This window comes from Pseudomonas sp. TH31 (assembly GCF_016650815.1).
In the GTDB taxonomy this organism is placed as follows: domain Bacteria; phylum Pseudomonadota; class Gammaproteobacteria; order Pseudomonadales; family Pseudomonadaceae; genus Aquipseudomonas.
In genome coordinates this window covers 203,306-228,075 of the sequence record NZ_JAEKEZ010000023.1, presented here as the reverse complement: position 1 = coordinate 228,075, position 24,770 = coordinate 203,306, and the positions used below count along the sequence as shown (strand labels likewise).

The following is a 24,770-nucleotide window of genomic DNA, read 5'->3' as shown; positions in this document are numbered from 1 at the left end:
CTTATTCAGGGGGTTGTGGTGTTGTAGATCAAAAGATCGCAGCCTTCGGCAGCTCCTACGCAGCTCCGGTGGGAAACGCGGTCCGTGTAGGAGCTGCCGAAGGCTGCGATCTTTTGATTTTTACAAAATGGCCGCGTTACTGCGCTGGGCCTGTTTCAAGTAAGCGCTCAACTCCCTTGCCGGCAGCGGTTTGCTGTAGTGGTAACCCTGACCTTCGTGGCAGCCTTCGGAAATGATGTAGGCCTCTTGCTCGGCGGTTTCCACGCCTTCGGCGATCACCTGCATGCCCAGGCTCTTGCCCAGTTGGATGATCGCCCGAACGATGGTTGCATCGTCATCGTCATCAAGCAGGTCCTGGACGAAGCTCTTGTCGATCTTGATCTTGTCCAGGGGCAGGCTTTTCAGATAGCTCAGTGATGAATAGCCGGTGCCGAAGTCGTCGATGGCGATCAAGGCGCCGGAGCGACGCAGGCTCAGCAAATGCTGGGCGGCGGTGCTGATGTCTTCCATCAGGCCGGTTTCGGTGACTTCCAGTTCCAGGCTGCGTGGTGGCAGGCGGTACATCTGCAGCAGGTTATTGACCACCCGTGGCAACTCGGCGTGGTGCAGTTGCACGGTGGACAGGTTCACCGCCATGCGCAGGTCGACAAACCCCTGGTCGTGCCAGTCGCGTAATTGCTTGCAGGCCTGATCCAGCACCCATTCGCCGATGGCGATAATGGTGCCGTTCTGTTCGGCCAGCGGGATGAACAGGTCCGGCGGTACCAGCCCGTGCTCAGGGTGCTGCCAGCGTATCAACGCTTCGACGCCGACTACGCGGTGGTCGCGATAGCTGATCTGCGGCTGGTAGACGAGGTAGAACTGATCACGGGCGAGGGCGTCGCGCAGGTCTTTTTCCAGTTCGCGGCGGCGGCGCATTTCGCTGTCGACGCTGGCGATATAGAACTGATAGCGGTTGCGCGAGCGAGTCTTGGCCAGGGTCATGGTCTGCTCGGCTTTTTGCAGCAGCTTCTCGGTGCTGTCACCGTCCTCGGGGAACAGGGTGATGCCGATGGTGGCGCGCAGGCGGATTTCCTGATGATCGAGGGCAAACGCCGCTTCCAGATCATCGAGGATGCTTTGCGCCAGTTCGGCCGCTTCGTACGGTTGTTCGATGTCGGCCTGGACCAGCGCAAACTGGTCACCGCCCAGACGGGCTAGGGAGCCGAGGCGACCGCTGTGGGCGCGCAGGCGATCGGCCAGGGCCAGCAGCAGTTGGTCGCCGGTCTGGTAGCTGAATTGTTCGTTGATGCCTTTGAAGTCGTCCAGGCCTACCACCAGCACCGCAACCCGACGCTGCAATTTGCCGGCGTCCACGAGGATTTTGTCCAGTTGCTGCTGCAATTGCTGGCGGTTGGGCAGGCCGGTGAGGAAGTCGTACTGGGCCATGCGCAGCAGGCTGTTTTCCGCTTCGTGGCGCAGATGGGTGTTGCGTTCGATGGACTCGAGCAATTGGTTGGCGGTGTTGATCCAGATGCCCAGCTCGTTTTTCTCGTGACCCTTGAGCTGCGGGATCTTGTGCGCGCTGGGGCGGTCGGGGTTGATCTCGGTGAGGTGCTCGATGATTCGCGACAGCGGCTTGGTCAGCAGCCAGTGGTAAACCAGGTACAGCACCAGACCCATGGCGAGCGCGCGCAGTACCCCGGAAATGAAGATGATCACCGAGCTGACGATGAACCCCTGGCCGTAGGTGGCGGTGTCAAGGGTGATGCTCAGGTCGCCGTAATATTCGCTGTAGGGGCCACGACCCACCAGTTGGGTGGTGAAGGTGCGTTCCTGGCCGAGGATCAGGTCGGTCAGCCAGCGGCTGTTGGAATGCTGCAGTTCGCGGGATTTTTGCGCGAGCATGGCTTCGTTGGGATGGCCGATGGAGGCCTGGCGCACGGCGTCATCCTGGAACAGGCCTTCGATCACCTGCATGCCCATCTCCCGGTCCAGGCTGTAGACGGCCTGGGTCGATGGGTCGCGGAACATGTCGAGGATGCGCTGGGCGTCGCCGGCCACGGCCTGGCGTGTTTTATAGGCATCGAAAACAATCTGCGCGCAGCTCAAGACCACGCCGACGATCAATGCCGACAGGAGCACGACCCGGAGCAACTTCACCGACAAGCTGTTCTTGAGTTCCAGCTTCAAAGGGCTATTCCTTGTTCCGTGCGGGTAGCATCAAGTTGCCATGAGTATTGGCAATCCCGGGGTGGCAGTCAAAGGGACAATTCAGCTCAGGGGATTTTGCCTGTCGCTTGGCCACTATGTTGTTGTTTTGGGTAGTTGTCCTATTTGTACTGTGTCGGTAGTTTTGGCCTGCAACTTGAGGGGAATCGGGCGTATTTTTCCTTTGGGTTGATATTAGTCCGCTGTGGCTTGGGGCCAAGGGGCTCTTGGCTTGTTTCATCGTATGAAATTGCGATTGGGCTGGTGGGTTTCCTTGGCGGCCTTCGGGCCGACCAGGCTCTTGGTGATGGTGTACATATCCGTTTCTACGGTAACGGCGGCTTATGGTTTCGCTCTTACAGCGAGTCCCTTTTGGCAAACGCCGGAGTGCCGGCCCAGCCCAAAGGAACCAAAAGGTCTCGCCCCGGCGTCCGGCCCCTCGCCCAAGCGCGGCGTTCCTTAGTCTGGGGCATCGCCTCCGGCCGGCTTCGCTGCGACCTCCTCTTGACGCGTGCGGCTTCGTCGCACCTGCCCCCGGCTGTACGCCATTCCCCTGTAGGAGCTGCCGAAGGCTGCGATCTTTAGGGACCGCGCCAAAGAAAGATCAAAAGATCGCAGCCTTCGGCAGCTCCTACGCCGCCGTTTGATTGTTGATGGAAGTTTAAGAACTTTCCTACGAGGTTTTCAGGTTGCCCGTCGGACGTGGGGTCAATATCCTTTGGCTGTCGCTGCAAATTCAGCGACCGGGAGTGAGATACCCGGCTATTAGTATGCATCTAGCGCCAATACCACCATAATGGCGCCAGCTTATCTGCTGCCTGAATATGCGTTATGGCGGCTGTGTGCGGGCGGACTTCGGTCCGGCCGGGTGCCTATTACCGGTGATCTCACTCTGCACATAGCTGCCACCTTTTCGTCGCTTGAGATCCGGCGAGAGGCATGGCTCCCATTACTAATAGGAGTTTTCATGGATAAGTTAATCCCAGACCCACCCCTCAACACCACCAAACCCTATAACCCCAGCCACATGTTCATGATCACCCCGGACATGAACACCGAAACCCTCCTGGCCCACGCCTGTGAGTCATTAGCCTCGGCGAGTGTCCTGGCCAGTGATTTCGCCACCTACCTGACAGGCCCCCAGCGCAGCACGGCGCTGGCCATCGCGCAGATCGTCATGCTGGCGGAACTGGCCGTGAACCGGGCGTTGGATATCGTCGACCCGCAGGAATAGGCATTCAGTCTGTTCTACTGCGTCATCGTTCTTCGCGAGCAGGCTTGAAATACATTCCCTTGTGGGAGCGAGCCTGCTCGCGATGGCGACGGCACATTCAACATCTCTGCGACTGACAAGCCGCTATCGCGAGCAGGCGCGCTTCCACCGGTACAGCGGTGTCCTTACTCGCGAAGGTGGTCTGACAGACAATTCTTTTCCATCGCCCATAAAAAAACCCGACCTAAGCCGGGTTTTTTCTTGGGCATCGATCTTAAGCGGTGAAGGTTTTGCCTTCGAACTGCTCAGCCACGAATTTCCAGTTGACCAGGTTCCAGAACGCTTCGACATACTTCGGACGAACGTTGCGGTAGTCGATGTAGTAGGCGTGTTCCCAGACGTCGCAGGTCAGCAGCGGGGTGTCGCCGCTGGTCAGCGGGTTGCCGGCGCCGATGGTGCTGGCCAGGGCCAGGGAACCGTCAGCCTTTTTCACCAGCCAGCCCCAGCCGGAACCGAAGGTGCCGATGGAGGTTTTGCTGAATTCTTCTTTGAACTTGTCGAACGAACCGAAGGCTGCGTTGATGGCATCAGCCAGCGCGCCGGTAGGTTGACCGCCGGCGTTTGGCGCCAGGCAGTTCCAGTAGAAGGTGTGGTTCCAGACCTGAGCGGCGTTGTTGAAGATACCGCCCGAAGAAGATTTAACGATTTCTTCCAGGGTCTTGCCTTCGAACTCGGTGCCTGGCACCAGGTTGTTCAGGTTCACGACGTAGGTGTTGTGGTGCTTGTCGTGGTGGTATTCCAGAGTTTCCTTGGAAATGTGCGGCTGCAGGGCATCGTGTGCGTAAGGCAGCGGCGGCAATTCGAAAGCCATGATGATTCTCCTAATCAGGTCAGTTGCGGTGAGCGCAAGGCCGATCACGGGCGGCCAGACAAGCGCCGGGGAGTTTGTACTCTTTGCGGCGCATCGAACCGGATCATAGCACCGGGGGTGCGGCATAACCACGCAACAACTGTGTGGGATAGAGGTTCCAAAGCCTTTTGAAACATTCAGGCTGAAGTGATTAGTTGAATCGCGACGGTAAACATCATGACGGCCACCAACAGGTCGAGAATCCGCCAGGTGCCCGGCCGCGCCAACCACGGTGCCAACCATGCCGCGCCCAGCGCCAAGGTGAAAAACCACAGCAACGAGGCACTCGCCGCGCCGACGACGTAGGCGCCCGGCTCGGTCTGTTGGGCGCCGAGGGAGCCGATCAGCAACACGGTATCCAGATAAACATGCGGGTTGAGCAAGGTCACCGCCAACGCGCTGAGCATCACCGCCCGCAGCGAGCGCACGGTCTGGTTTTCGCCCTGTTGCAGGCTTTGTTTCGAACAGGCCCGGCGCAACGCCTGGCTGCCATACCAAATCAAAAATACCGCGCCGCCCCAACGGGCCACCGCCAGCAGTGTCGGGTTATGCGCCAGTACGGTTGCCAGGCCAAACACGCCAGCGGCCACCAACAGCGCATCGCAAACGACGCACAGAGCCGCTACCGGCAGGTGATGCTCGCGCCGAAGACTTTGAGCCAGCACAAACGCATTCTGGGTACCAATCGCCATGATCAGCCCCGCCGCGACCAACAGGCCGTTTACATAGCTTTGCCACATAACGTTCTACTCCGCGTTGGCTGCCAGATCCCGCAGCACCTGCATGGCACGATCGGCGTCAGCCTGGCCGACGAACAAATGGTCGTGGTAGTAGCCGGCAATTACGTTGCAGCTGATCCCGGCCTGGCCCAGCGCCGTGGCGAATGCGGCGGTCAGGCCGACGGCTTCCAGGGCCGAGTGCACATTCAAGGTGATCCACGCAGCGACGTAGTCGAAGCTCAAGCCGGCCTTTTCGGCGTGGGAGCGTTCCAGAATCACTGTCAGGCCTTCCTGCTCGCGAAAGCTGCCGACGATTTCCAGGCCTGCCGGCAGCGTGCCGTCGCGCAGGGTGCAAAACACGTAGTCGCCGCCGTTAAGTTGCGGGCTCATGCTGCGCAGCAGGGTTGCCAATGATGTTTCGCCAGCCATGTCGGTATTCCTTGTTCAAAAGTTCTTGCTGGCCATTCTCCGGCGCTACGCTGTATAAGAAAAACAAATAGTGCTGATCGCTCATTAGGAAAACTGATGTTCGACTATAAATTGCTTTCCGCCTTGGCCGCTGTGGTCGAGCAGGCCGGATTTGAACGGGCCGCGCAGGTGCTGGGTTTGTCGCAATCGGCGATCTCCCAGCGCATCAAGTTGCTGGAGGCGCGGGTCGGCCAACCGGTACTGGTACGGGTCACACCGCCAGCGCCCACCGAAATCGGTCGGCGCTTGCTCAACCATGTGCAGCAGGTGCGCTTGCTTGAGCGGGATTTGCAGACCCTGGTGCCGGCGCTGGACGAAGAAGGTTTGCCGGAACGCCTGCGCATTGCCCTCAATGCTGACAGCCTCGCCACCTGGTGGGCCGAAGCGGTGGGGGATTTTTGCGCCGAACAGCATTTGTTGCTGGACTTGGTAGTGGAAGACCAGACCGTAGGCCTCAAGCGTATGCGCGCCGGCGAAGTGGCGGCGTGTGTCTGTGCCAGCGAGCGCCCGGTGGCCGGGGCGCGGAGCGTGCTGTTGGGCGCCATGCGTTATCGGGCGTTGGCCAGCCCGGCGTTTGTGGCCCGGCATTTTCCCGACGGTGTGCGTGCCGAATTGTTGCCGCGCACGCCGGCGCTGGTGTTTGGCCCGGACGATTTCCTACAGCATCGTTACCTCGCGTCCCTGGGTGTGGACGGCGGTTTCGAGCACCATTTATGCCCATCGTCCGAAGGCTTTATCCGCCTCACGGAAGCCGGGCTCGGCTGGGGCCTGGTACCGGAATTACAGGTGTGCGAGCAACTGGAACGCGGTGTTTTGGTCGAGCTTTTGCCAGATATGCCGATTGATGTGCCGCTGTACTGGCATCATTGGCGCAATGGCGGTCAGTTGCTGGGTTTGCTCACTGACCAATTGGTACGTTCGTCGAAGCAATGGCTGGTGCCGTTGGACTGACGGGCAGCGTCAAGACTCACGCATTACGCAAAACGAAAGACATCGGAGCTCTACATGAAAATTCTGGTCACCGGCGCAAGCGGCTTCATTGGCGGACGCTTTGCGCGTTTCGCCCTGGAGCAGGGCCTGGACGTACGGGTCAACGGTCGCCGGGCCGAGGGCGTCGAGCACCTGGTGCGCCGTGGCGCCGAATTCATCCAGGGAGACTTGAGCGACCCGGAGCTGGTACGCGACCTGTGCTCGGACGTTGAAGCCGTGGTTCATTGCGCTGGCGCCGTCGGTTTGTGGGGCCGTTATCAGGACTTTCACCAGGGCAATGTCCAGGTCACTGAAAACGTGGTCGAGGCTTGCCTGAAGCAACGGGTCCGGCGGCTGGTGCATTTGTCGTCGCCGTCGATCTACTTCGATGGCCGCGATCATCTGGGCCTGACCGAAGAGCAGGTGCCTAAACGCTTCAAGCATCACTATGCCGCGACCAAGTTCCTCGCCGAGCAAAAGGTCTTCGGCGCCCAGGAGTTCGGTCTCGAAACCATCGCCCTGCGCCCGCGTTTCGTCACGGGGGCGGGTGACATGAGCATCTTCCCGCGCCTGTTGAAAATGCAGCGCAAGGGGCGTTTGGCAATTGTCGGCAACGGCTTGAACAAGGTCGATTTCACCAGCATGCAAAACCTCAATGAAGCGTTGCTCAGCAGTTTGCTGGCCAGTGGTTCAGCGTTGGGCAAGGCCTACAACATCAGCAACGGTACGCCGGTGCCGTTGTGGGATGTGGTGAATTACGTGATGCGAAAAATGGACGTCCCACAGGTGACTCGCTACCGCTCCTACGGCTTGGCCTACAGCGTAGCGGCGCTCAATGAGGGGGTGTGCAAGCTCTGGCCTGGGCGCCCCGAGCCGACGCTGTCGCGTCTGGGCATGCAGGTCATGAACAAAAATTTCACCTTGGACATCAGCCGCGCCCGGCATTATCTGGACTACGATCCGAAGGTCAGTCTCTGGGCGGCCCTCGATGAATTCTGCGGCTGGTGGAAGGCCCAGGATATTCGCTAAGGCGGGTAGTACCTGTCCCGATACTGAACCGAGTTCGGGGTTGAGGGTCAATCGCTGCGGCAGTGGGGGTTATACTTCGCCGCATCAAGCCATCACCGCGTTTCATAAAGGTTGACTCAATGTCCATGCGTAACGATGCCAACGATGACTTCGACGACGTACCAAGCCTGCGCGCCGACGTTCATGACCACGATGAATTCCCGACCATCCCGGTCGTTCGTGAACGCACTGCCGCGCCTGCACGCAGCGCTGCGGCGGTTAAAGTCAAAGGCCCAGGCACAGGCCCGTTGTGGGCATTGGTCGGCGCCTTGTTCTTTGCCTTCGCGGGCCTGGCCTGGTGGAGTTTTCAGCAGATTTCGCTGATGGAGCAGCAACTGGTGGCGACCCAGGAAAGTTTCGCGCGGATCAGTGAGGAAGCGGCGGGGCGCTTGCAGGACATTTCCGGCAAGGTCGTGGCCAGTCAGACCAACGTCAACAGCGACAGCGAAGCGCTGAAGCTGCAGATCAAACAGTTGGAAAGCAAACTCCAGGATCAGAGTCAGCAACAGCAAGGTGTGGTCGGTCAGACCAGCGAACTGGACAAGCGCCTGGCGCAGATGACTGCGCAAACCGCCGAGCAACAGGCGGCCAACACGCAGTTGCAGGCTCAGGTCAAAGCCTTGGGCGGTGAATTGGTCGCCCTGAAGAGCGCGCCTGCCGACACCAGCAAAGTCGACGCCGGGCTCAAAAGCCTTAACGCCGACATCGCTGCGCTGAAGAAACAGGGCAACCCGAGCACCGCGATCGATCGACTGGAACAGGAAATCGTCATCCTCAAAGCCCAGCAGGACAACCGCCCGGCCGCCCCACAAGGCGCGGCTAATACCGCCGAGTTCGACGCGTTCCGCGGCCAGACCACCCGCAACCTCAATACCCTTCAATCGCAGATCCAGAATCTGCAACAGCAGATCAACGCCCGGTAGCAGCTGGCGAAGCCTGCGTTCGGCGGCGAAGCCGTCGTAAATCCATACAACGTGGTGTGCATGACACACCGAGTTGTCTGATCTCACGACGGCTTCGCCGCCGAACGCAGGCTTCGCCAGCTGCTACACAGCGGTTGCTGAATATTCATACCTATCCCCAACCCGTCTACGCTCTTGAAACATCAATAAGAACGAGGGGTGCGTTATGGGGTTTGTGCACAAGTTGGCCTTGCTGGGCGGGGTGCTTTTGCTGAGCCTGGGCCAGGTTCAGGCGGCCACGGCGCCAAAGGATGACGGCCCGGCTGCCAGGGCTTTGCTCGAAAAAGCCTTGGCGTATTACCACGACAATGGCGACAAGGCCTTCGCTGCATTCAGCCGTCAGGGCGAGTTTGTCGACAAGGACCGTTACGTGTTCGTGGTCGACACCCATGGCGTAATGCTTGCCAGCGGTGGGCCGTCTTCGGCATTGATCGGCCGGGATGTGTCGCAGACGCTGCCACCGGATTTGCAGAAAGCCTTCAAAGACGCCTTGAACGTGCCGGAAGGCAACGGCATTCAACAGGCCGAATACCACTGGCAGAACTGGGCCGACGGCAAGGTCGAACGCAAGCACGTGTTCTATCAGCGCGTGGGTCAGCGGATCCTGGCGGTCGGCTACTACCTGCCACGGGCGTCGGCGCAACAAGCCCAGGCGTTGCTGGATAAAGCGGCGGCTGACCTGGTCAAGGACGAGAAGGGCACGCTGACGGCGATCAACTCGCTCAAGGGCGGGTACTTGCAGGACGATCTATATGTCTTCGTGGTTGACCTGAATAACCAGCGCTACGTGGCTCATGGCACTAATCTGCGGCTGATTAACACCGACTTCGGCAAGGTCAACGACCCGGAAGGCAAACCGGTGGGCGAGCCGATGCTGGCGATGATGGGCAAGCAGGATCAGGGCGAGTATGAGTATCGCTGGAAGAACCCGGTGACCGGCAAGGTCGAGGACAAGCATGCGTACCTGAAGAAGGTCGGGCATTTTCTGGTGGCTGTCGGGTATTACAGTCCTTGATGTTGTGAAGGGTTGAAGATCAAAAGATCGCAGCCTTCGGCAGCTCCTACAGGGTGTACGCATTCCCCTGTAGGAGCTGCCGAAGGCTGCGATCTTTTGCTTTTAACGGACCTTATCCTCGCGCCCACGCAATACGTTGTTCGGCATCGCAATCGCCGCCGCCAACCCCAGCAACGACACCGCCGCACTGACCATCAGCAAATGCCGGAACGTCAGCAGCAACTCCGCACGCAAGGCGTTCTGCGCATCCCCCGGCGCGGCGTTCAAGCCGTCGAGCAAAACATTCCCCGAACTGCCCTCGCCAATCGCCGAGCCGGCCAGGTGGGCGAAACTCGAATCCTGCAACAACGCCAGCAACAGCGCCGACATCAACGCCACACCGACCGCACCGCCCAACGAACGAAACAGGTTGGTGGTGCTGGTGGCCACGCCAATGTCCCGTTGCGCGACCGAATTCTGTGTGCCGACCAACGAGGTCGGGAATTGCATGCCGCTGGCAATCCCGCTGAACAACATGAACAGGCTGCTCATCAGCAAGTCTTGAGGCGCACTGAACGCCATGCCGAGAATCGAGATCGGCATCAGCAGCGCACCGCTCAGGATCATCGGCTTGTAGCGCCCGGTGACCGAGGTGCGGCGCCCGGCGAAATAGGCGCCAATCGGCAAGCCAATCGCCAATGGCAAAAGGTGCAGCGCAGCGCTGTCGGCCCCGGCGCCGGTGACACTCTGGAAGCGTAGCGGCATCAGCACGATCAAGGAAATGGCCTGGAAACTGGTGAAGAAAATCGTGCACCAGCAAAAGATCGCGTTGCGGTTGGCGAACAGATGCATCGGCAGCAACGGCTCCCGTGCGCGATGTTCATGCCAGACGAACAGCGCCAGCACCACCACCGCGCAACCCAGCAGGCCCAGCACTTCGGCGCTGCGCCACGAATGACCCTGGCCAACCTGGGTGATGCCGAGCAACAGCGCGGTCAAGCCGATAATCATCAGCAACGTGCCAAGGTAATCAATGATCGGCTTGCGCTGCGGCACTGGCAGCCCGACCAGCGTGCGATTGGCCACCAGCCACGCGCCGAGCCCGAGCGGCAGGTTGATCAGGAACACCCAGCGCCACGAGAGGTATTCGGTCATGTAACCGCCGAGTACCGGCCCGGCGACGCTGGCCACCGCGTACATGCTGCTGAAGTAACCCTGATAGCGACCGCGCTCCCGGGGCGGGACGATGTCGCCGATGATCGCCTGGCTGACCGAAATCATCCCGCCGGCGCCGATGCCCTGAAGGATTCGCGCCAGCACCAATTGCTCCATGCTTTGGGCCATGCCGCAAAAAAACGATGCAACGGTGAACAACCCCATCCCGAACAACATCAACTTGCGTCGACCATACAGATCGCCGAGCTTGCCGTAGATCGGCACCGCCACGGTCATCGCCACCATGTAACCGGCAATCACCCAGGCCAGCAGGCTGACATCCTTGAACTGCGCGGAAATGGCCGGCATCGACACGGCCACGATGGTCTGGTCCAGCGCGCCGAGGAAGATCGCCAGCATCAGGGCGATCAGCACACTGCGAATGGCCGGTTTGGGCGTTTCAGGCTGGTTCAGATTGGTCACGATAAAACCTGCGGGCAATAATTTTCCCGCAAGAGGCAAGGCGAGCGGGTCAGTGCTCGCCAGTGTAAGTCGGTAGCAGGCTATTCGATAGCCTCGTATGGAAGCCCGACGTAATTTTCTGCAATGGTTTTTCGCCCGGCTTCGGAGTTGACGAAGTAGTCCAGTTCCGAGGCGCTGATGCGCTGGCTGAACGCATCGTGCTCGTCGAAGCGGTGCAGCATCGAGGTCATCCACCAGGAGAATCGTTCGGCTTTCCAGACCCGGCGCAGGCAGATTTCGGAGTACTTCTCCAGCAAGTCCACGCGCCCCTCGCGGTAAACTTTCAGCAGGATATTGAACAACGTGCTGACGTCGCTGGCTGCCAGGTTCAAACCCTTGGCGCCGGTAGGCGGGACAATGTGTGCCGCGTCGCCGACCAGGAACATCCGCCCGTACTGCATCGGTTCCACCACAAAACTGCGCAGCGGCGCGATGCTCTTTTCGATGGATGGCCCGGTGACCAGTTTTTCCGCCAACGCCTGCGGCAGACGGGATTTGAGCTCATCCCAGAAGCGCTGATCAGACCAGTCCTCGACCTGCTCCTCGGCCGGCACCTGAAGGTAATAGCGGGTACGGGTCGCCGAACGCATGCTGCACAGGGCGAAGCCGCGTTCGTGGCGGGCGTAGACCAGCTCTTCGTGGACCGGCGGGGTGTCGGCCAGAATCCCCAGCCAGCCGAACGGGTAGACCCGCTCGAAGACCTTCAGGCTCTCGGCGGGAATCGATTGCCGGGCCACGCCATGGAAGCCATCGCACCCGGCGATGTAGTCGCAGTCGAGGCGATAGGTCTCACCGTCCTTTTCGAAGGTGACAAAGGTTTCCTCGGTTTTCATACCGTGGGGGACGACGTTGCTTGCCGAATAAATCGTCTGTGCCCCGGCGTCCCGACGAGCGGCCATCAGGTCGCGGGTGACTTCGGTCTGGCCGTAGATCATCACGGTTTTTCCGCCGGTCAGGGCGTGCAGGTCGATGTGCACCTGGCGGCCGTCGAGGGCCAGGTCAAAGCCGCCATGGACCAGCCCTTCGGCGTCCATGCGCTGACCGACACCGGCTTGGCGCAACAGCTCTACCATGCCTTGTTCAAGGACGCCGGCGCGGATTCGGCCGAGCACATAATCCGGCGTTTGACGTTCGAGAATCAGGGTGTCGATGCCGGCGTTGTGCAATAACTGTCCAAGCAATAAACCGGACGGACCGGCGCCGATGATGGCGATTTGGGTTTTTAGCGTTTTCATTGTTTTTATGACTCGCAAGCTTCACGCGACCACGGCCGGTGAATAATTTTTATGGATCGAGTACTTGCATTTTTCCCTTGCGAGTCGGTCAATTGAAGGTGAAAACTGAGCCGATACCTGTACATTCTGCCAATCGGTGCGATTATCGCCCCGTCTACTCCGAGGCCTGGATTGAAGTGATGAACAAGCCTGACCTGCCTTCGATTCCGGTGTTCAAGCTCTACGGTGAAAGCCTGGACTGGCCGACCCCCGACTTGCTGCACTGTGAAACCATTTCCAAACGCAGCCGCGAACATCAATGGGAAATCAAACCCCACCGCCACGCTGATTTGTGCCAGTTACTCTTCGTCTTCAAAGGTCAGGCAGAGCTTGAAATCGAAGGTAAACGCACTGATTTGACCGAGCCGGCAATGCTGATCCTGCCGCCGTTATCGGTGCACGGTTATCGTTTTTCCGAGGATGTCGAAGGCTTTGTCGTGACCCTGGCCGCGCCGTTGGTTGCCCATCTGCAGGTGCAACTGGGCAATTCGGTGAACGCCCTGGCGCAAGCCGAAAGTTACCCGGCGGGCAAGGACAGCGAGTACCTCAACAGTCTGTTTGCGGCGCTGCAAAGCGAGTACACCGGTCATCAACCAGCCCGGGAAATGCTCATGCATTCGCTGGTCAGCGTGATCATGGTCTGGGTCAGCCGCCAGGTGATCCAGCGCCGCAGCGCCAGTCAACGTCCGCAGCGTGCCGGGAATACCTCAACGGGTTTATTCAACTGGTGGAAGAGACCTATCGCCAACACGTCAAGGTCGAGGACCTGGCCCATCGGTTGGGGATTTCCGTGTCCCACCTCAACGGAACCTGCCGAGAGCTGGCGGGGCAACCGGCGCTGCAGATCATGCACGAGCGGCAGTTGCTGGAAGCGAAGCGCTTGCTGACTTACACCAGCATGACCATTTATGAAATGTCCGACGTGTTGGGGTTCTCCGATCCAACCAACTTCACGCGGCTGTTCCGGCGTCGGGTGGGGATCTCGCCCAAGGCCTTCCGCGACCGCTTGAAGGCCGATCAGGACAACGAGGCCTGACGCGTTTCGCTAGCGAAGGGCGTTGAGGGTCGCGTTGTGGGGAATGCAGCGCTCGAAGTTGCAGCTCGCGAATTCACGAGGCAGGTTACGCAACTGCTCGACCCGCCAGGCAGCCGTGCCATACAGCGCCAGCGTTGCCGCGCAGGTGATGAAAATGGCGAGGTATCTTCTTGTCTTGATGTTCATGGCGTTGGACCTCTGAACGAATACCCTTCGGTATTACCTTCAGCATAGGACAGCGCCGGTGAGTTGCCACTCACTTGACGATCGCATGTAACCCGTCATTCAGAACACTGATGTCCCTGTGTGGGAGTGAGCCTGCTCGCGATAGCGTCGGCACATCCGACATAGAGGTGACTGATCCTTGAAGATCAAGATCAAAAGATCGCAGCCTTCGGCAGCTCCTACATTGGATCGGCGGACACCCTGTGGGGGTGGGCCTGCTCGCGATAGCGTCGGTACATCCAACATAGAGGTGGCTGATCCTTGAAGATCAAGATCAAAAGATCGCAGCCTTCGGCAGCTCCTACATTGGATCGGCGGACATCCTGTGGGGGTGGGCCTGCTCGCGATAGCGTCGGTACATCCAACATAGAGGTGACTGATCCTTGAAGATCAAGATCAAAAGATCGCAGCCTTCGGCAGCTCCTACATTGGATCGGCGGACATCCTGTGGGGGTGGGCTTGCTCGCGAAAGCGTCGGCACATCCAACATAGAGGTGACTGATCCTTGAAGATCAAGATCAAAAGATCGCAGCCTTCGGCAGCTCCTACATTGGATCGGCGTACACCCTGTGGGGGTGGGCCTGCTCGCGATAGCGTCGGCACATCCAACATAGAGGTGACTGATCCTTGAAGATCAAGATCAAAAGATCGCAGCCTTCGGCAGCTCCTACATTGGATCGGCGTACACCCTGTGGGGTGGGCCTGCTCGCGATAGCGTCGGCACATCCAACATAGAGGTGGCTGATCCTTGAAGATCAAGATCAAAAGATCGCAGCCTTCGGCAGCTCCTACATTGGATCGGCGTACACCCTGTAGGAGCTGGCGAAGCCTGCGATCTTTTGATCTTAAAGCCCCACATCCCACGCCGGTTCTTCGGGGAATCTGAGCACCAGGAAGTCCAGCATGCTGCGCATCGTCGCCGGCATGTGCTTGCGTGAGGCGTAGACCGCGTACATGTTCATCTGCCGTGGCTCGGCGTCGGGCAGCAGGCGAATCAACTCGCCGCTGTGGATGTGCACGCCAGCCTGGTAGCTGGGCAGCATCGCCACGCCGGCACCGGCCATGGTCGCGCGCAACAGGGTGCTGGCCTCGTTGGCACTGATGTTGCCCTGCACCGGTACCGAGACCTGCTCGCCATCCTGTTCGAAATGCCAGAGGCTTTTGCCGAAGTAGGAGTGGGTCAGGCAGTTGTGCTGGCTCAAGTCCTCGACCCGTTGCGGCGACGGGTGTTCTTGCAAGTAGGCCGGGGAGGCGCAGATCACCGAGCGGCACACCGTCAGCCGGCGGGCGATCAGGTTCGGGTCCAGGTCGTTGCTGGTGCGGATCGCCAGGTCAATGCGCTCATCCACCAGGTTTACCGTGCGGTCGATCATCTGCATATCGATGCTTACGCCGGGGTAACGCTTGACGTAAGCGGCCATGGCATCCGCCAGTTGCGCCTGGCCGAACGAGGTACTGACGCTGATCCGCAGCAGGCCACGGGGCGCCTCGTCCGGTTCGCTGATGGCGGCTTGCATGTCGCTGGACAGTTCGAGCATCTGCCGGCAGCGCGGCAGGATTTCGCTGCCTGCGGCGGTCAGGCTCAGTTTGCGCGTGGTGCGGTGCATCAATCGGGCACCGACCCAATCCTCCAGTTCCGCCAAATAACGCGAAACCACCGGCCGTGACAGGTCCAGGTGATCGGCCGCCGCTGACTGGCTGCCGAGGTCCACCACCGAGACGAACACCCGCATTGCTTGTAGACGATCCATGATTTGCTCACTTTCAGAAACAAACTATGTTCAAGCATCGCATTTTTTGTACTGAGTCATGCAACTAAGCTCTGTCCCCGTAGGAGCTGTGTAGGAGCTGTCGAGTGAAACGAGGCTGCGATCTTTTGATCTTTCGCTTGAGACTCAAGTGAACTCGGAAAGATCGCAGCCTCGTTTCACTCGACAGCTCCTACACAGCTCCTACACAGTTCCTGCCGAACTCCTACACAGCCATCGGCCAACCCGGGCCATCGACAACGGAGCAACAGATGATCGGTTTCACTGCAATCAAGCGCATTCTTCTGGCAACCGCCACCCTCGGCTTCGCCGCCCACGCCGCAGCGGCATCGACCCTGACCCTGGACGTCTACAACCCGGGTGACAAGGCGATCTTCCCGGTGACATCGGTACTGGTCAGCGGCGAGAAAGACGCGATCCTGGTGGACGCGCAATTCGGCAAGTCCCAGGCCGAGCAAGTGGTGCAGAAGATCCGCGCCAGCGGCAAGCAACTGACCACCATCTACATCAGTCACGGTGACCCGGATTACTACTTCGGCCTCGATACCCTGACCGCCGCTTTCCCGAACGCCAAAGTGCTGGCCTCGCAGCCGACCGTGGATCACATCAAGAAAACCGTCGACGGCAAACTGGCCTTCTGGGGCCCGAAAATGGGCGCTGACGTACCGGCTAAAACCATCGTGCCGGGCGTGCTCAAGGGCGACAGCCTGATGCTCGAAGGGCAGAAATTGCAGGTAGTGGGTCTGGACGGCAAGCAGCCGGATCGCAGCTTCGTGTGGATTCCGTCAATCGAGGCTGTGGTCGGTGGCGTGGTCGTCGCTGAAAACATCCACGTGTGGATGGCCGACACCCAGACCGCGCAATCCCACGCTGATTGGTTGACGACGCTGCATTCGATCGAAACCTTGAAGCCGAAGACCATCGTGCCGGGTCACTATCTGGGCGAGAGCGCCCGTTCCCTGGCTGCCGTGCAATTCACCGCTGACTACATCAAGGCTTTCGACGAAGAAACCGCCAAGGCAAAAGACGCTGCTGAACTGATCGCAGCCATGAAGAAACGCTACCCGGCCCTGGGCGAAGAAAGCTCGCTGGAACTGAGCGCCAAAGTCGCCAAGGGTGAGATGAAGTGGTAACCCGCCGCTTCACTGAACGTACTTGACCCCTACACAGAGCAGTCGCGAGTCAGTTGATCGATTCGTGAGCAAGTTGATTGAACGGGATACACCCACCCAACTGGAGAACGTCATGAGCAAAATCGCAATCATCGGTGCCACCGGTCGTGCCGGTAGCCAACTGTTGGAAGAAGCCCTGCGTCGCGGTCACAACGTTACCGCCATCGCCCGCGATACCTCGAAGATCGGCCAGCGCGCCGGAGTCGTCAGCAAGAACGTCGACGCCCTGGATGCCCAGGCACTGCAAGCCGCCGTTGCCGGTCATGACGTGGTGATCAGCGCTGCGCACTTCTCGACGTTGCCTTCCAGTGCTGTGGTCGGGCCGGTGAAAAAGGCCGGGGTCAAACGTCTGTTGGTGGTGGGTGGTGCCGGTTCGTTGTTGCTGCCAAATGGCGGCCGTGTCATCGACAGCGAAGGCTTTCCGCTGGCTTACAAGGCGGAGGCCGGTGCCGGTGCCTTGTTCCTGGAAAACCTGCGTCAGGAGAAGGAACTGGACTGGACCTTCCTGTCGCCATCGGCGGAGTTTGTTGAAGGTGAACGCACCGGCAAGTTCCGGATCGGCAAGGATGATTTGCTGGTGAGCGCAGAAGGTCGGAGCTGGATTACCTTCGCTGATTACGCGATTGCGCTGATCGATGAAGTGGAAACGCCGAAGCATTCGCGTCAGCGATTTGCAGTCGGCTACTAAGCCAAAAACACAACCCCGTAGGAGCTGCCGAAGGCTCGGGCCGCGTTCGGCAGCTCCTACGGTGTATGGCGGTGTGTGTCGACTCAGCGCGCCTGAGCCTGCTCGACCAACCACCCCAACAATTCCTGCAACTTCGGCGAAGGTGTCGGCTTCTGCGGCAGCACCAGGTAATACGCCAACCCGGTTTTCACCTTCAATTCAAAGGGCATGACCAGCCGCCCGGCACTCAGGTCATCGCCAATCAACGACCAGTCGCCAATCGCCACCCCCGTTCCCTGGGACGCCATCGACATCGCCAGGTCCAGGGTTTCGAAGTGCTGGCCCTTGCTGACATTACTCAAGTGAATATCCGCCGTGGCCAACCAGGCTTTCCAGTCGCGCTCGTCGCGAGTCGGGTGCAGCAGCATGTGTTGTTCCAGATCCTGCGGCGAGTGCAACGGCACGGGCCCTTCGAGCAATGGCCGCGAGCAGACCGGGGTCAATTGCTCATCGAACAGCCGAAGGGACGCCAGTGAAGTGTCCGGCGGCGCGCCATACATCACCGCTGCATCAAACTGTTCACGATGAAAATCCACCCCGTGCCGCACTGTGGTGGTCAGCTCCACGGGCACATCCGGGCGTTCCTTTTGCCATTGCATCAGGCGCGGCAACAACCAGCGCATCACGCAGGTCGGGGCCTTGAGTTGCAGGGTTTCGCGCTTCGCTCCGATCTGCTCCACCGCCTCGCCGATCAGGCCGAAAATCTGCTGCACCCTCGGCAGCCATTCCCGTCCTTCGGCGGTCAGGTCCAGGCCTCGGGCCTGGCGGATGAACAACTCATAACCCAGATGATCTTCCAGTCCGGCGATCTGTCGGCTCACCGCGCCCTGGGTGATGTGCAACTGCTCGGCAGCCCGGTGAAGTTGCAGCACTGTGCCGTGATCAGAAAAGTGTGCAGGGCGGGTAGGGGAGGCAGTCGTTTCATGAGGACCCAAGGTATGACGTGAGGACATGGCTAGTATGACTTTTTATCCATTGTTGCGGCTACGTCTCGCCCGTTCCAATGAGGCCATCCCTGGGCTTGCCTACGCATCATAAACACTGCGCAGGCCCGGCGTCTCAAACGAACAAGAAGGGCAAAGACATGGCGACGTGCGGCGAAGTATTGGTCAAGTTACTCGAAGACTACGGGGTCGAGCAGGTGTTCGGCATTCCCGGGGTGCATACCGTTGAGCTGTATCGCGGGCTGGCCCGTTCGAGCATCAACCACGTCACTCCGCGTCACGAACAAGGTGCCGGCTTCATGGCCGACGGCTACGCCCGCACCAGCGGCAAACCGGGTGTCTGCTTCATCATCACAGGCCCTGGCATGACCAACATCACCACAGCGATGGGTCAGGCGTATGCGGATTCGATCCCGATGCTGGTGATCTCCAGCGTGCAGACCCGCAACCAGTTGGGTGGTGGTCGCGGCAAGCTTCATGAGCTGCCGAACCAGAGCGCCTTGGTCGGCGGCGTCGCGGCGTTCTCCCATACTTTGATGTCGGCGTCGGAATTGCCGGGGGTATTGGCCCGTGCGTTCGCGTTGTTCCAGGCCGGTCGTCCGCGCCCGGTGCACATCGAAATTCCGTTGGATGTGTTGGTAGAAGAAGCCGATGACTTGCTCAGCAGCGTACCGGTCAACATCGATCGCGCAGGTGCCTCGCCGACCGCCGTTTCGTGCATGACAGCGTTGCTGGCCGGCGCCAAACGCCCGTTGATCCTGGCCGGTGGCGGTGCCATCGAGGCCGCTGCCGAGTTGACCGAACTGGCTGAATTGCTCGACGCCCCCGTCGCGCTGACCATCAACGCCAAAGGCATGCTCGAATCCAACCATCCATTGTTGATCGGTTCGACCCAAAGCCTGGTCGCCACCCGCGCCCTGGTCGCGGAGGCTGACGTGGTGCTGGCCATCGGTACCGAACTCGCCGAAACCGATTACGACGTGACCTTCGCGGGCGGCTTCGAGATCCCCGGCAAACTGCTGCGCGTCGATATCGACCCGGACCAGACCGTGCGTAACTACCCGCCGCACGTCGCGCTGGTGTCCGACTCGCGCAACGCCGCGCAAGCCTTGCTGAGTGCGCTGTCGCACAAGTCGCTGGCCGAACGCCGTAACGATTGGGGCCAGGTGCGTGCCGCGCGTTTGCGTGAAGAACTGGCCGCGACTTGGGATGCGCCGACCCTGGCCCAGACCCGCTTCCTCGAAACCGTATTGCACGAACTGCCGGACGCTGTGTTTGTCGGCGATTCGACCCAGCCGGTGTACACCGGCAACCTGACCTTCAACCCGGAGCGTCCGCGCCGCTGGTTCAATTCGTCCACCGGTTACGGCACCCTGGGTTACGCCTTGCCGGCGGCAATCGGTGCCTGGCTCGGCGGCAGCGTTGAAAGCGGCGCCCGTCCGCCCGTGGTGTGCCTGATCGGCGACGGCGGCCTGCAGTTCACCCTGCCGGAACTGGCCAGCGCCGTTGAAGCGCGTACGCCGGTCATCGTCCTGCTGTGGAATAACCAGGGCTACGAAGAAATCAAAAAGTACATGCTCAACCGCGCCATCGAACCGGTGGGCGTGGACATCTACACCCCGGACTTTATCGGTGTGGCCAAGGCTTTGGGCTGCGCCGCCGAAGCAGTGAATGGTGTCGAGCAACTGCGCAGCGCACTGCGCGCTGCCGCCGACCGTCAGGGCCCGACCCTGATTGAAATCGATCAGACTCAGTGGATGAAGGCGGTGTCGAAATGAGTTTCCCAACCACTCTGGAGGGTTTGTACATCGATGGCCAATGGTCCGCCGGCCAGGAACATTTGCGGGTGATCAACCCGGCGACCGAAGCCCTGTTGACTACCGTTAATGGCGGCGATGCTCAAGCCGTTGACCAAGCCGTCAACGCCGCGACCAAAGCCTTCGGCGACTGGTCGAAAACCACCGGCACCGAGCGCGGTGCGATCCTGCGCAAAATCGCCGCTGGCGTGCAGGCCGGTCGCGAACAGTTGATGCATTTGCAGTCGAGCAACAACGGCAAACCGCTGTTCGAAGCGGCTATCGATGTCGATGACGTGATCGCTACGTTCGAGTACTACGCCGGCCTGGCCGAGGGCTTGGACGCCAAGCAGGACAGCGCCGTCGAGTTGCCAAGCGACGACTTCAGCGCACGCCTGCGCCGCGAACCATGCGGCGTCGTTGGCCTGATCGTGCCGTGGAATTTCCCGATGGTCACCACGGCCTGGAAACTCGCCCCGGCCCTGGCCGCCGGGTGCTGCGTGGTGCTCAAGCCGTCGGAAGTCACGCCGCTGCCGGAGCTGGAGCTGGCCGCGATCATCGCCGAGGCCGGCTTGCCCAAGGGCGTGTTCAACTTGGTCTGCGGCACTGGCCTGGCGGTCGGCGCGCCGCTGTCGGCTGACCCGCGCATCGCCAAGATTTCCTTCACCGGCAGCAACGCGGTCGGTGTTCAGGTCATGCAACGTGCCGCCGAAACCGTGAAGGGCGTGAGCCTGGAATTGGGCGGCAAGTCCTCACTGCTGGTGCTCAAGGACGCCGACATTGAACTGGCTGTGGAGCTGGCCTGTGGCGGTGGTTTCTTCAACGCCGGGCAAATGTGTTCGGCCACCAGCCGCGTGCTGGTCGCCGATGAGCTGGCGGACGAATTCCTGATCCGTTTGCAGGCCCGTGCCGAAGCGATTCGCGTGGCCGACCCGTTCGACCCGAATGTGGAGATGGGCGCACTGGTCAATCAGGCGCAATATCAGCGCGTGCTCGGCCACATTGATCGCGGCTTGAGTGCTGGCGCCAGGTTGATTTGCGGCGGCAATCGCCCGGCCGGCTTGCCTTGCGGCTATTTTTTGCAACCGACGATTTTCACCGAAGTGCCCCTCGACAGTGCGCTGTGGTGTGAAGAGATTTTTGGGCCGGTGATCTGCGTGCGCAGTTTCACCTGCGAAGCCGAGGCGATTGCCCTGGCCAACGACAGCCAGTTTGGCCTGGTGGCCAGCGTGGTCAGCCGTGACAACGCGGCCGCTGATCGGGTCGCCAACGCCTTGCAGGCGGGGCTTGTGTGGATCAATGCGCCGCAAGTGATCTTCCCGCAGACCGCCTGGGGCGGCTACAAACAGAGCAGCATCGGCCGCGAGTTGGGGCCGTGGGGTTTGCAGGCTTTCCAGGAAATAAAACACGTGATTCGGGCCGTCTGAACGCTCGAAAAAGGTGAGTGCATGCCTCCAAACGAGGCATGCGTCAGCGTCATGGCTTCGATGAGTTTTTATCGATAGTCAGGTGTTTTGCACGACCTCAGGATGAACTCGTCGGCTCAGCGCAAGTCCTTTGAAACCGGGGGCTTGAAGCAGATCTGAACGCGCGGATGCAACGGTTGCGACCAACCTCATATTAAAAAAAACAAAGGGAGTCCTTCATGGGCCAGCATGATCTGAACAGACGGCAATTCATCAAGACCGTGGGCGTAGCTTCGGTTGCAGCGGCGGCCATGAGCATGCCCTTCATCCGTGCCAACGCCAGCGATACCCGCTTCCAGGGCAAGACCCTGCGCCTGTTGACCTGGTCCGATGACACCGGCCTGGCGGCGCTGCGCAACATCGCGGCAACCTTCGAAGACAAGTACGGCTGCAAGGTCATTGCTGACCGCACCGGCAGTACCTCGGAAATGGTCGCCAAACTCAAGGCCGGCGGTGATCGTCCGCAGTACGACATCATCACCCTGGCGGGCGTTGGCGCCGAAGGTCTGGCCGCCGCCGGGCTGCTGGAAAAGCCCGACCTGAACCGCATCCCGAACCTGGTGGACGTGCCGGAGAAATACCGCACGGGTGCCAACGGTCACGGCATCGGTTACCTGCTGTGGTGCAACAGTCTGGTCTACAGCACCCGTACCCAGAAAGAAGCGCCGGACAGTTACGCCGCGCTGTGGGACGCAGACCTGGCCCCGAACATCTTCCTGCCGCCGCCGAACTGGACCGAGGCCATGGACCTGATCATCATCGCTGCCAAACTGGCCGGTGGTGACGAACACAACATCGAGCCGGGCTTCAAGAAACTCGCTGAGCTGAAGGATCGCGTGGTGACCCTGGGCGAGAACCCGAACCAGATTGCCGAGCTGTTCCGCACCGGCTCCCTGGACATGGGCGGCTTGTACGCCCCCGCGTTCTTCCCGAAACAGATCCGCGATCCGGCCTACGGTCTGAGTGCAACCTTTGGCATGAAGGAAGGTTTCTACACCGACCTGATGCAATCGGTGATGCCGAAGAATCGCCCCGGCGATACCGACATGGCCTACGCTTTTATCAACCACTCCCTGGACCCACTGGTGCAGGGCAAAATGGCTGAAGACATCTACAACGGCCCGGTCAACGCCAAGGCGATCATCTCCGCCGAAGCGCGCAAGAGCCCGTACATCCTCACGCCAGAGCAGATTGCCGACAAGGCGATCATGCACGACAACGCCTTCCTGGCCACCGTGCATGACCAATGGATTCGTCGCTACACGGAAATCTTTTCTTCCTGATCGTAGGAGCTGCCGAAGGCTGCGATCTTTTGATCCTGCTCTTCGGCGGCTCTGAAAAGATCAAAAGATCGCAGCCTTCGGCAGCTCCTACAGGACCGGGTGCGCGGATATTTCTGATCTTCCATTGACGAGACCTTTGCTATGGAACACCAACCTCTTACTCATCCGGTCGCCGCCGTGCCAGTGCGTTCGCGCCGCGGTGTGTCGCCCACCACCCGCGCCTGGTTTTTCCTGTCGCCGTCGATGCTGTTTCTCGGCGTATTGATTGCCGCGAGCCTGCTGGTGCTACGCATGAGCGTGGGCACCAAGGGCGCGGAATGGTCCGGGTTCAGCCTGGCCAGTTACGCCCAGTTGCTGGAACCCTATTACCTTAAATCCCTGATGCTGACCCTACGCCTGGCGTTGTTCAGCGCAGTGATCGCCGTGCTGCTGGCGATCCCGGTGGCTTACACCATGTCGCGCCTGACCTCGCCGTTTATTCGACGGATCTTCCTCGCCGCCGTACTGCTGCCATTGCTGGTCAACCTGCTGTTGCAAAGCTACGGCTGGCTGGTGATTCTCGGCCCGGCGGGCATGCTCAATCAGGCGCTGATGGGCCTGGGCCTGATCAAGCGACCGATCATGCTGCTCTACAACCAAAATGGCGTGTTGATGGGCCTGGTGCAAACTGCGTTTCCGCTGGCTGTGCTGCCGATTGCCAGCGCCATGCGCGGCGTCGCGCGGACCTACGAAGAAGCCGCCGCGACCCTGGGCGCCAGCCGCTTCCAGGTGTTCCGCCAGGTGGTGTTGCCGATGAGTTTTCCGGGGATCATCACTGGCGCGACACTGGTGTTCGCCTATAACGCCAGCAGCTTCGTGGTGCCTTTGCTGCTCGGTGGTCGCCGAGTGCCGATGCTGGCGGTGATGGTGCATGACCAGATCGCTCCGCTGATGAACTGGCCCGCCGCGTCCGCTGCCGGTGTGGTGTTGATCATTACTACCCTGGCGATCATGACGTTGTCTGAATACATCACTGGCCGTCGTCGGCGCATGCTGGAGGCTTCGCAATGAGCACGTTGACCAAGAAGCGTTATTCGCTGCTGCCCGGGGAAACCGGCAAGTTCGCGGGCGTGTTGTCCGGTTTTATCCTGTTGTTGGCGGTACTGCCGATCCTGACGATGATCGTCATGTCGTTCAGCGGCGCGTCGAACCTCGACTTCCCACCCAGCAGTTACAGCCTGCAATGGTATCGAGCGGCCTGGCACACCTTCGTTTCGCCGGACGCCAGCGATGTACTGAGCCTGGGCAAAGCCATGACCACCAGCTTGATGGTGGCGTGCCTGACCATGGTGTTCGCCACGATCATCGCCGTGCCGGCGGCCTACGCGCTGACCCGTTGCGAGTTCCGCGGTAAAGCCGTGGCGCTGCAATTGATGTCGCTGCCATTGGTGTTCCCGATGGTGGTGTTGGGCCTGGCATTGCTGTTGGTGTTCGACAGCCTGCCGTTCCAGATGACCACCTCGCGGCTGGTGATCGCCCACGTGATCCTGGCGTTGCCGTTCGTGGTGAAAAACTGCACGGCAGCGATGCTATCGATTGGCAGCGAAGTCGAAGAGGCCGCACAAATGCTCGGCGCGTCGCCGACCCGGGCGATTGTCGATGTGGTGGTGCCCTTGATGAAGTCGGGGATTCTGGCGGGGATGCTGCTGGCGTTCATCGTCTCGTTCAACGAATTCACCGTGACCTATTTCCTCTACACCATCGACGTCATGACCGTGCCGATCTGGATGTACAGCCGCACCGTGTCATCGCTCGACCCAACCGTTTTCTCGTTTGCCGTGCTGATCGTGCTGATCGACTTCGTCCTGATCTGGGCGTTGGAGAAGCTGGTGGGTGAAGGTGGCGTTTCGTTCTGATTCTTGAGGTGCA

At 60.2% G+C, this 24,770-nt stretch carries 20 protein-coding genes and 2 pseudogenes; 13 read left to right on the top strand and 9 right to left on the bottom strand.

Features of this window, described 5'->3' with window-relative positions; translation table 11 throughout:
• Positions 1 to 120: 120 nt before the first annotated feature.
• Positions 121 to 2,172 carry a putative bifunctional diguanylate cyclase/phosphodiesterase gene (locus tag JFV26_RS17200; RefSeq protein ID WP_201194188.1) on the bottom strand — a complete coding sequence of 684 codons (2,052 nt, stop codon included), beginning with the start codon at positions 2,170 to 2,172 and terminating at the stop codon, positions 121 to 123.
• Positions 2,173 to 3,157: 985 nt separating this feature from the next.
• Here JFV26_RS17200 and JFV26_RS17195 point away from each other — a divergent pair.
• On the top strand, positions 3,158 to 3,424 hold the full coding sequence (locus tag JFV26_RS17195; RefSeq protein WP_201194186.1) for a DUF6124 family protein: 267 nt from the start codon (positions 3,158 to 3,160) through the stop codon (positions 3,422 to 3,424).
• A 253-nt stretch (positions 3,425 to 3,677) separates the two neighbouring features.
• Here JFV26_RS17195 and JFV26_RS17190 read toward each other — a convergent pair whose 3' ends face one another.
• From JFV26_RS17190 to JFV26_RS17180, 3 genes are all read right to left on the bottom strand, one after another.
• Positions 3,678 to 4,274 carry a superoxide dismutase gene (locus JFV26_RS17190; protein ID WP_201194184.1) on the bottom strand — a complete coding sequence of 199 codons (597 nt, stop codon included), beginning with the start codon at positions 4,272 to 4,274 and terminating at the stop codon, positions 3,678 to 3,680.
• A gap of 176 nt (positions 4,275 to 4,450) precedes the next feature.
• Positions 4,451 to 5,053 carry a LysE/ArgO family amino acid transporter gene (locus JFV26_RS17185; protein WP_201194182.1) on the bottom strand — a complete coding sequence of 201 codons (603 nt, stop codon included), beginning with the start codon at positions 5,051 to 5,053 and terminating at the stop codon, positions 4,451 to 4,453.
• A 6-nt stretch (positions 5,054 to 5,059) separates the two neighbouring features.
• Positions 5,060 to 5,461, bottom strand: coding sequence for an ACT domain-containing protein (locus JFV26_RS17180; RefSeq protein ID WP_201194180.1), 402 nt, complete (start codon positions 5,459 to 5,461; stop codon positions 5,060 to 5,062).
• Positions 5,462 to 5,557: 96 nt separating this feature from the next.
• Between JFV26_RS17180 and JFV26_RS17175 the strand changes: the two genes are divergently transcribed.
• The 4 genes from JFV26_RS17175 to JFV26_RS17160 all read left to right on the top strand — a co-directional run bounded on the left by JFV26_RS17175 (position 5,558) and on the right by JFV26_RS17160 (position 9,514).
• Positions 5,558 to 6,451 carry a LysR family transcriptional regulator ArgP gene (locus tag JFV26_RS17175; RefSeq protein ID WP_201194178.1) on the top strand — a complete coding sequence of 298 codons (894 nt, stop codon included), beginning with the start codon at positions 5,558 to 5,560 and terminating at the stop codon, positions 6,449 to 6,451.
• Between the two features lie 54 nt (positions 6,452 to 6,505).
• Positions 6,506 to 7,498, top strand: a complete 993-nt coding sequence (locus JFV26_RS17170; RefSeq protein ID WP_201194176.1) for an NAD-dependent epimerase/dehydratase family protein — start codon at positions 6,506 to 6,508, stop codon at positions 7,496 to 7,498.
• Between the two features lie 119 nt (positions 7,499 to 7,617).
• Positions 7,618 to 8,460: an ATPase gene (locus JFV26_RS17165; protein WP_201194174.1), complete on the top strand. Its 843-nt coding sequence runs from the start codon at positions 7,618 to 7,620 to the stop codon at positions 8,458 to 8,460.
• Between the two features lie 205 nt (positions 8,461 to 8,665).
• Positions 8,666 to 9,514 (top strand): cache domain-containing protein, encoded by an 849-nt coding sequence (locus JFV26_RS17160; protein WP_201194172.1) that lies wholly within the window; start codon positions 8,666 to 8,668, stop codon positions 9,512 to 9,514.
• Positions 9,515 to 9,616: 102 nt separating this feature from the next.
• Here the strand turns inward: JFV26_RS17160 and JFV26_RS17155 are convergent, their stop codons facing one another.
• A complete protein-coding gene (locus JFV26_RS17155; RefSeq protein WP_201194170.1) occupies positions 9,617 to 11,131 on the bottom strand; it encodes a DHA2 family efflux MFS transporter permease subunit in 1,515 nt (504 codons plus the stop codon).
• Positions 11,132 to 11,211: 80 nt separating this feature from the next.
• Positions 11,212 to 12,405, bottom strand: a complete 1,194-nt coding sequence (gene pobA / locus JFV26_RS17150) for a 4-hydroxybenzoate 3-monooxygenase (protein ID WP_201194168.1) — start codon at positions 12,403 to 12,405, stop codon at positions 11,212 to 11,214.
• Between the two features lie 179 nt (positions 12,406 to 12,584).
• Here pobA and JFV26_RS17145 point away from each other — a divergent pair.
• A pseudogene (locus JFV26_RS17145) lies at positions 12,585 to 13,480 on the top strand (helix-turn-helix domain-containing protein).
• 9 nt (positions 13,481 to 13,489) lie between these two features.
• On the opposite strand, the gene JFV26_RS17140 reads toward JFV26_RS17145, so the two are convergent.
• Both JFV26_RS17140 and JFV26_RS17135 read right to left on the bottom strand, forming a co-directional pair.
• Complete coding sequence (locus tag JFV26_RS17140) at positions 13,490 to 13,666, bottom strand: hypothetical protein (protein ID WP_201194166.1); 177 nt, start codon at positions 13,664 to 13,666, stop codon at positions 13,490 to 13,492.
• Between the two features lie 884 nt (positions 13,667 to 14,550).
• Positions 14,551 to 15,456, bottom strand: a complete 906-nt coding sequence (locus tag JFV26_RS17135) for a LysR family transcriptional regulator (protein ID WP_201194164.1) — start codon at positions 15,454 to 15,456, stop codon at positions 14,551 to 14,553.
• A 269-nt stretch (positions 15,457 to 15,725) separates the two neighbouring features.
• On the opposite strand from JFV26_RS17135, the gene JFV26_RS17130 reads away from it, so the two are divergent.
• Together JFV26_RS17130 and JFV26_RS17125 are read left to right on the top strand one after the other, a co-directional pair.
• Positions 15,726 to 16,607, top strand: coding sequence for an MBL fold metallo-hydrolase (locus tag JFV26_RS17130; protein ID WP_201194162.1), 882 nt, complete (start codon positions 15,726 to 15,728; stop codon positions 16,605 to 16,607).
• Between the two features lie 112 nt (positions 16,608 to 16,719).
• On the top strand, positions 16,720 to 17,334 hold the full coding sequence (locus JFV26_RS17125) for an NAD(P)-dependent oxidoreductase (RefSeq protein ID WP_201194252.1): 615 nt from the start codon (positions 16,720 to 16,722) through the stop codon (positions 17,332 to 17,334).
• An 83-nt stretch (positions 17,335 to 17,417) separates the two neighbouring features.
• Here JFV26_RS17125 and JFV26_RS17120 read toward each other — a convergent pair.
• Positions 17,418 to 18,298, bottom strand: a pseudogene (locus tag JFV26_RS17120) (LysR substrate-binding domain-containing protein).
• Positions 18,299 to 18,457: 159 nt separating this feature from the next.
• On the opposite strand from JFV26_RS17120, the gene JFV26_RS17115 reads away from it, so the two are divergent.
• The 5 genes from JFV26_RS17115 to JFV26_RS17095 all read left to right on the top strand — a co-directional run bounded on the left by JFV26_RS17115 (position 18,458) and on the right by JFV26_RS17095 (position 24,757).
• Positions 18,458 to 20,095 carry a 5-guanidino-2-oxopentanoate decarboxylase gene (locus tag JFV26_RS17115; RefSeq protein ID WP_201194160.1) on the top strand — a complete coding sequence of 546 codons (1,638 nt, stop codon included), beginning with the start codon at positions 18,458 to 18,460 and terminating at the stop codon, positions 20,093 to 20,095.
• Entirely contained in the window at positions 20,092 to 21,540 is a 1,449-nt protein-coding gene (locus tag JFV26_RS17110; protein WP_201194158.1) for an aldehyde dehydrogenase family protein, read from the top strand. The genes JFV26_RS17115 and JFV26_RS17110 overlap by 4 nt, the downstream gene beginning before the upstream one ends.
• 218 nt (positions 21,541 to 21,758) lie before the next feature.
• The gene (locus tag JFV26_RS17105; protein ID WP_201194156.1) at positions 21,759 to 22,862 is read left to right on the top strand and encodes an extracellular solute-binding protein; all 1,104 of its coding nucleotides are present in this window, start codon (positions 21,759 to 21,761) and stop codon (positions 22,860 to 22,862) included.
• A 141-nt stretch (positions 22,863 to 23,003) separates the two neighbouring features.
• Entirely contained in the window at positions 23,004 to 23,912 is a 909-nt protein-coding gene (locus tag JFV26_RS17100; protein ID WP_201194154.1) for an ABC transporter permease, read from the top strand.
• Positions 23,909 to 24,757, top strand: a complete 849-nt coding sequence (locus JFV26_RS17095; RefSeq protein ID WP_201194152.1) for an ABC transporter permease — start codon at positions 23,909 to 23,911, stop codon at positions 24,755 to 24,757. The genes JFV26_RS17100 and JFV26_RS17095 overlap by 4 nt, the downstream gene beginning before the upstream one ends.
• Positions 24,758 to 24,770 lie beyond the last annotated feature (13 nt).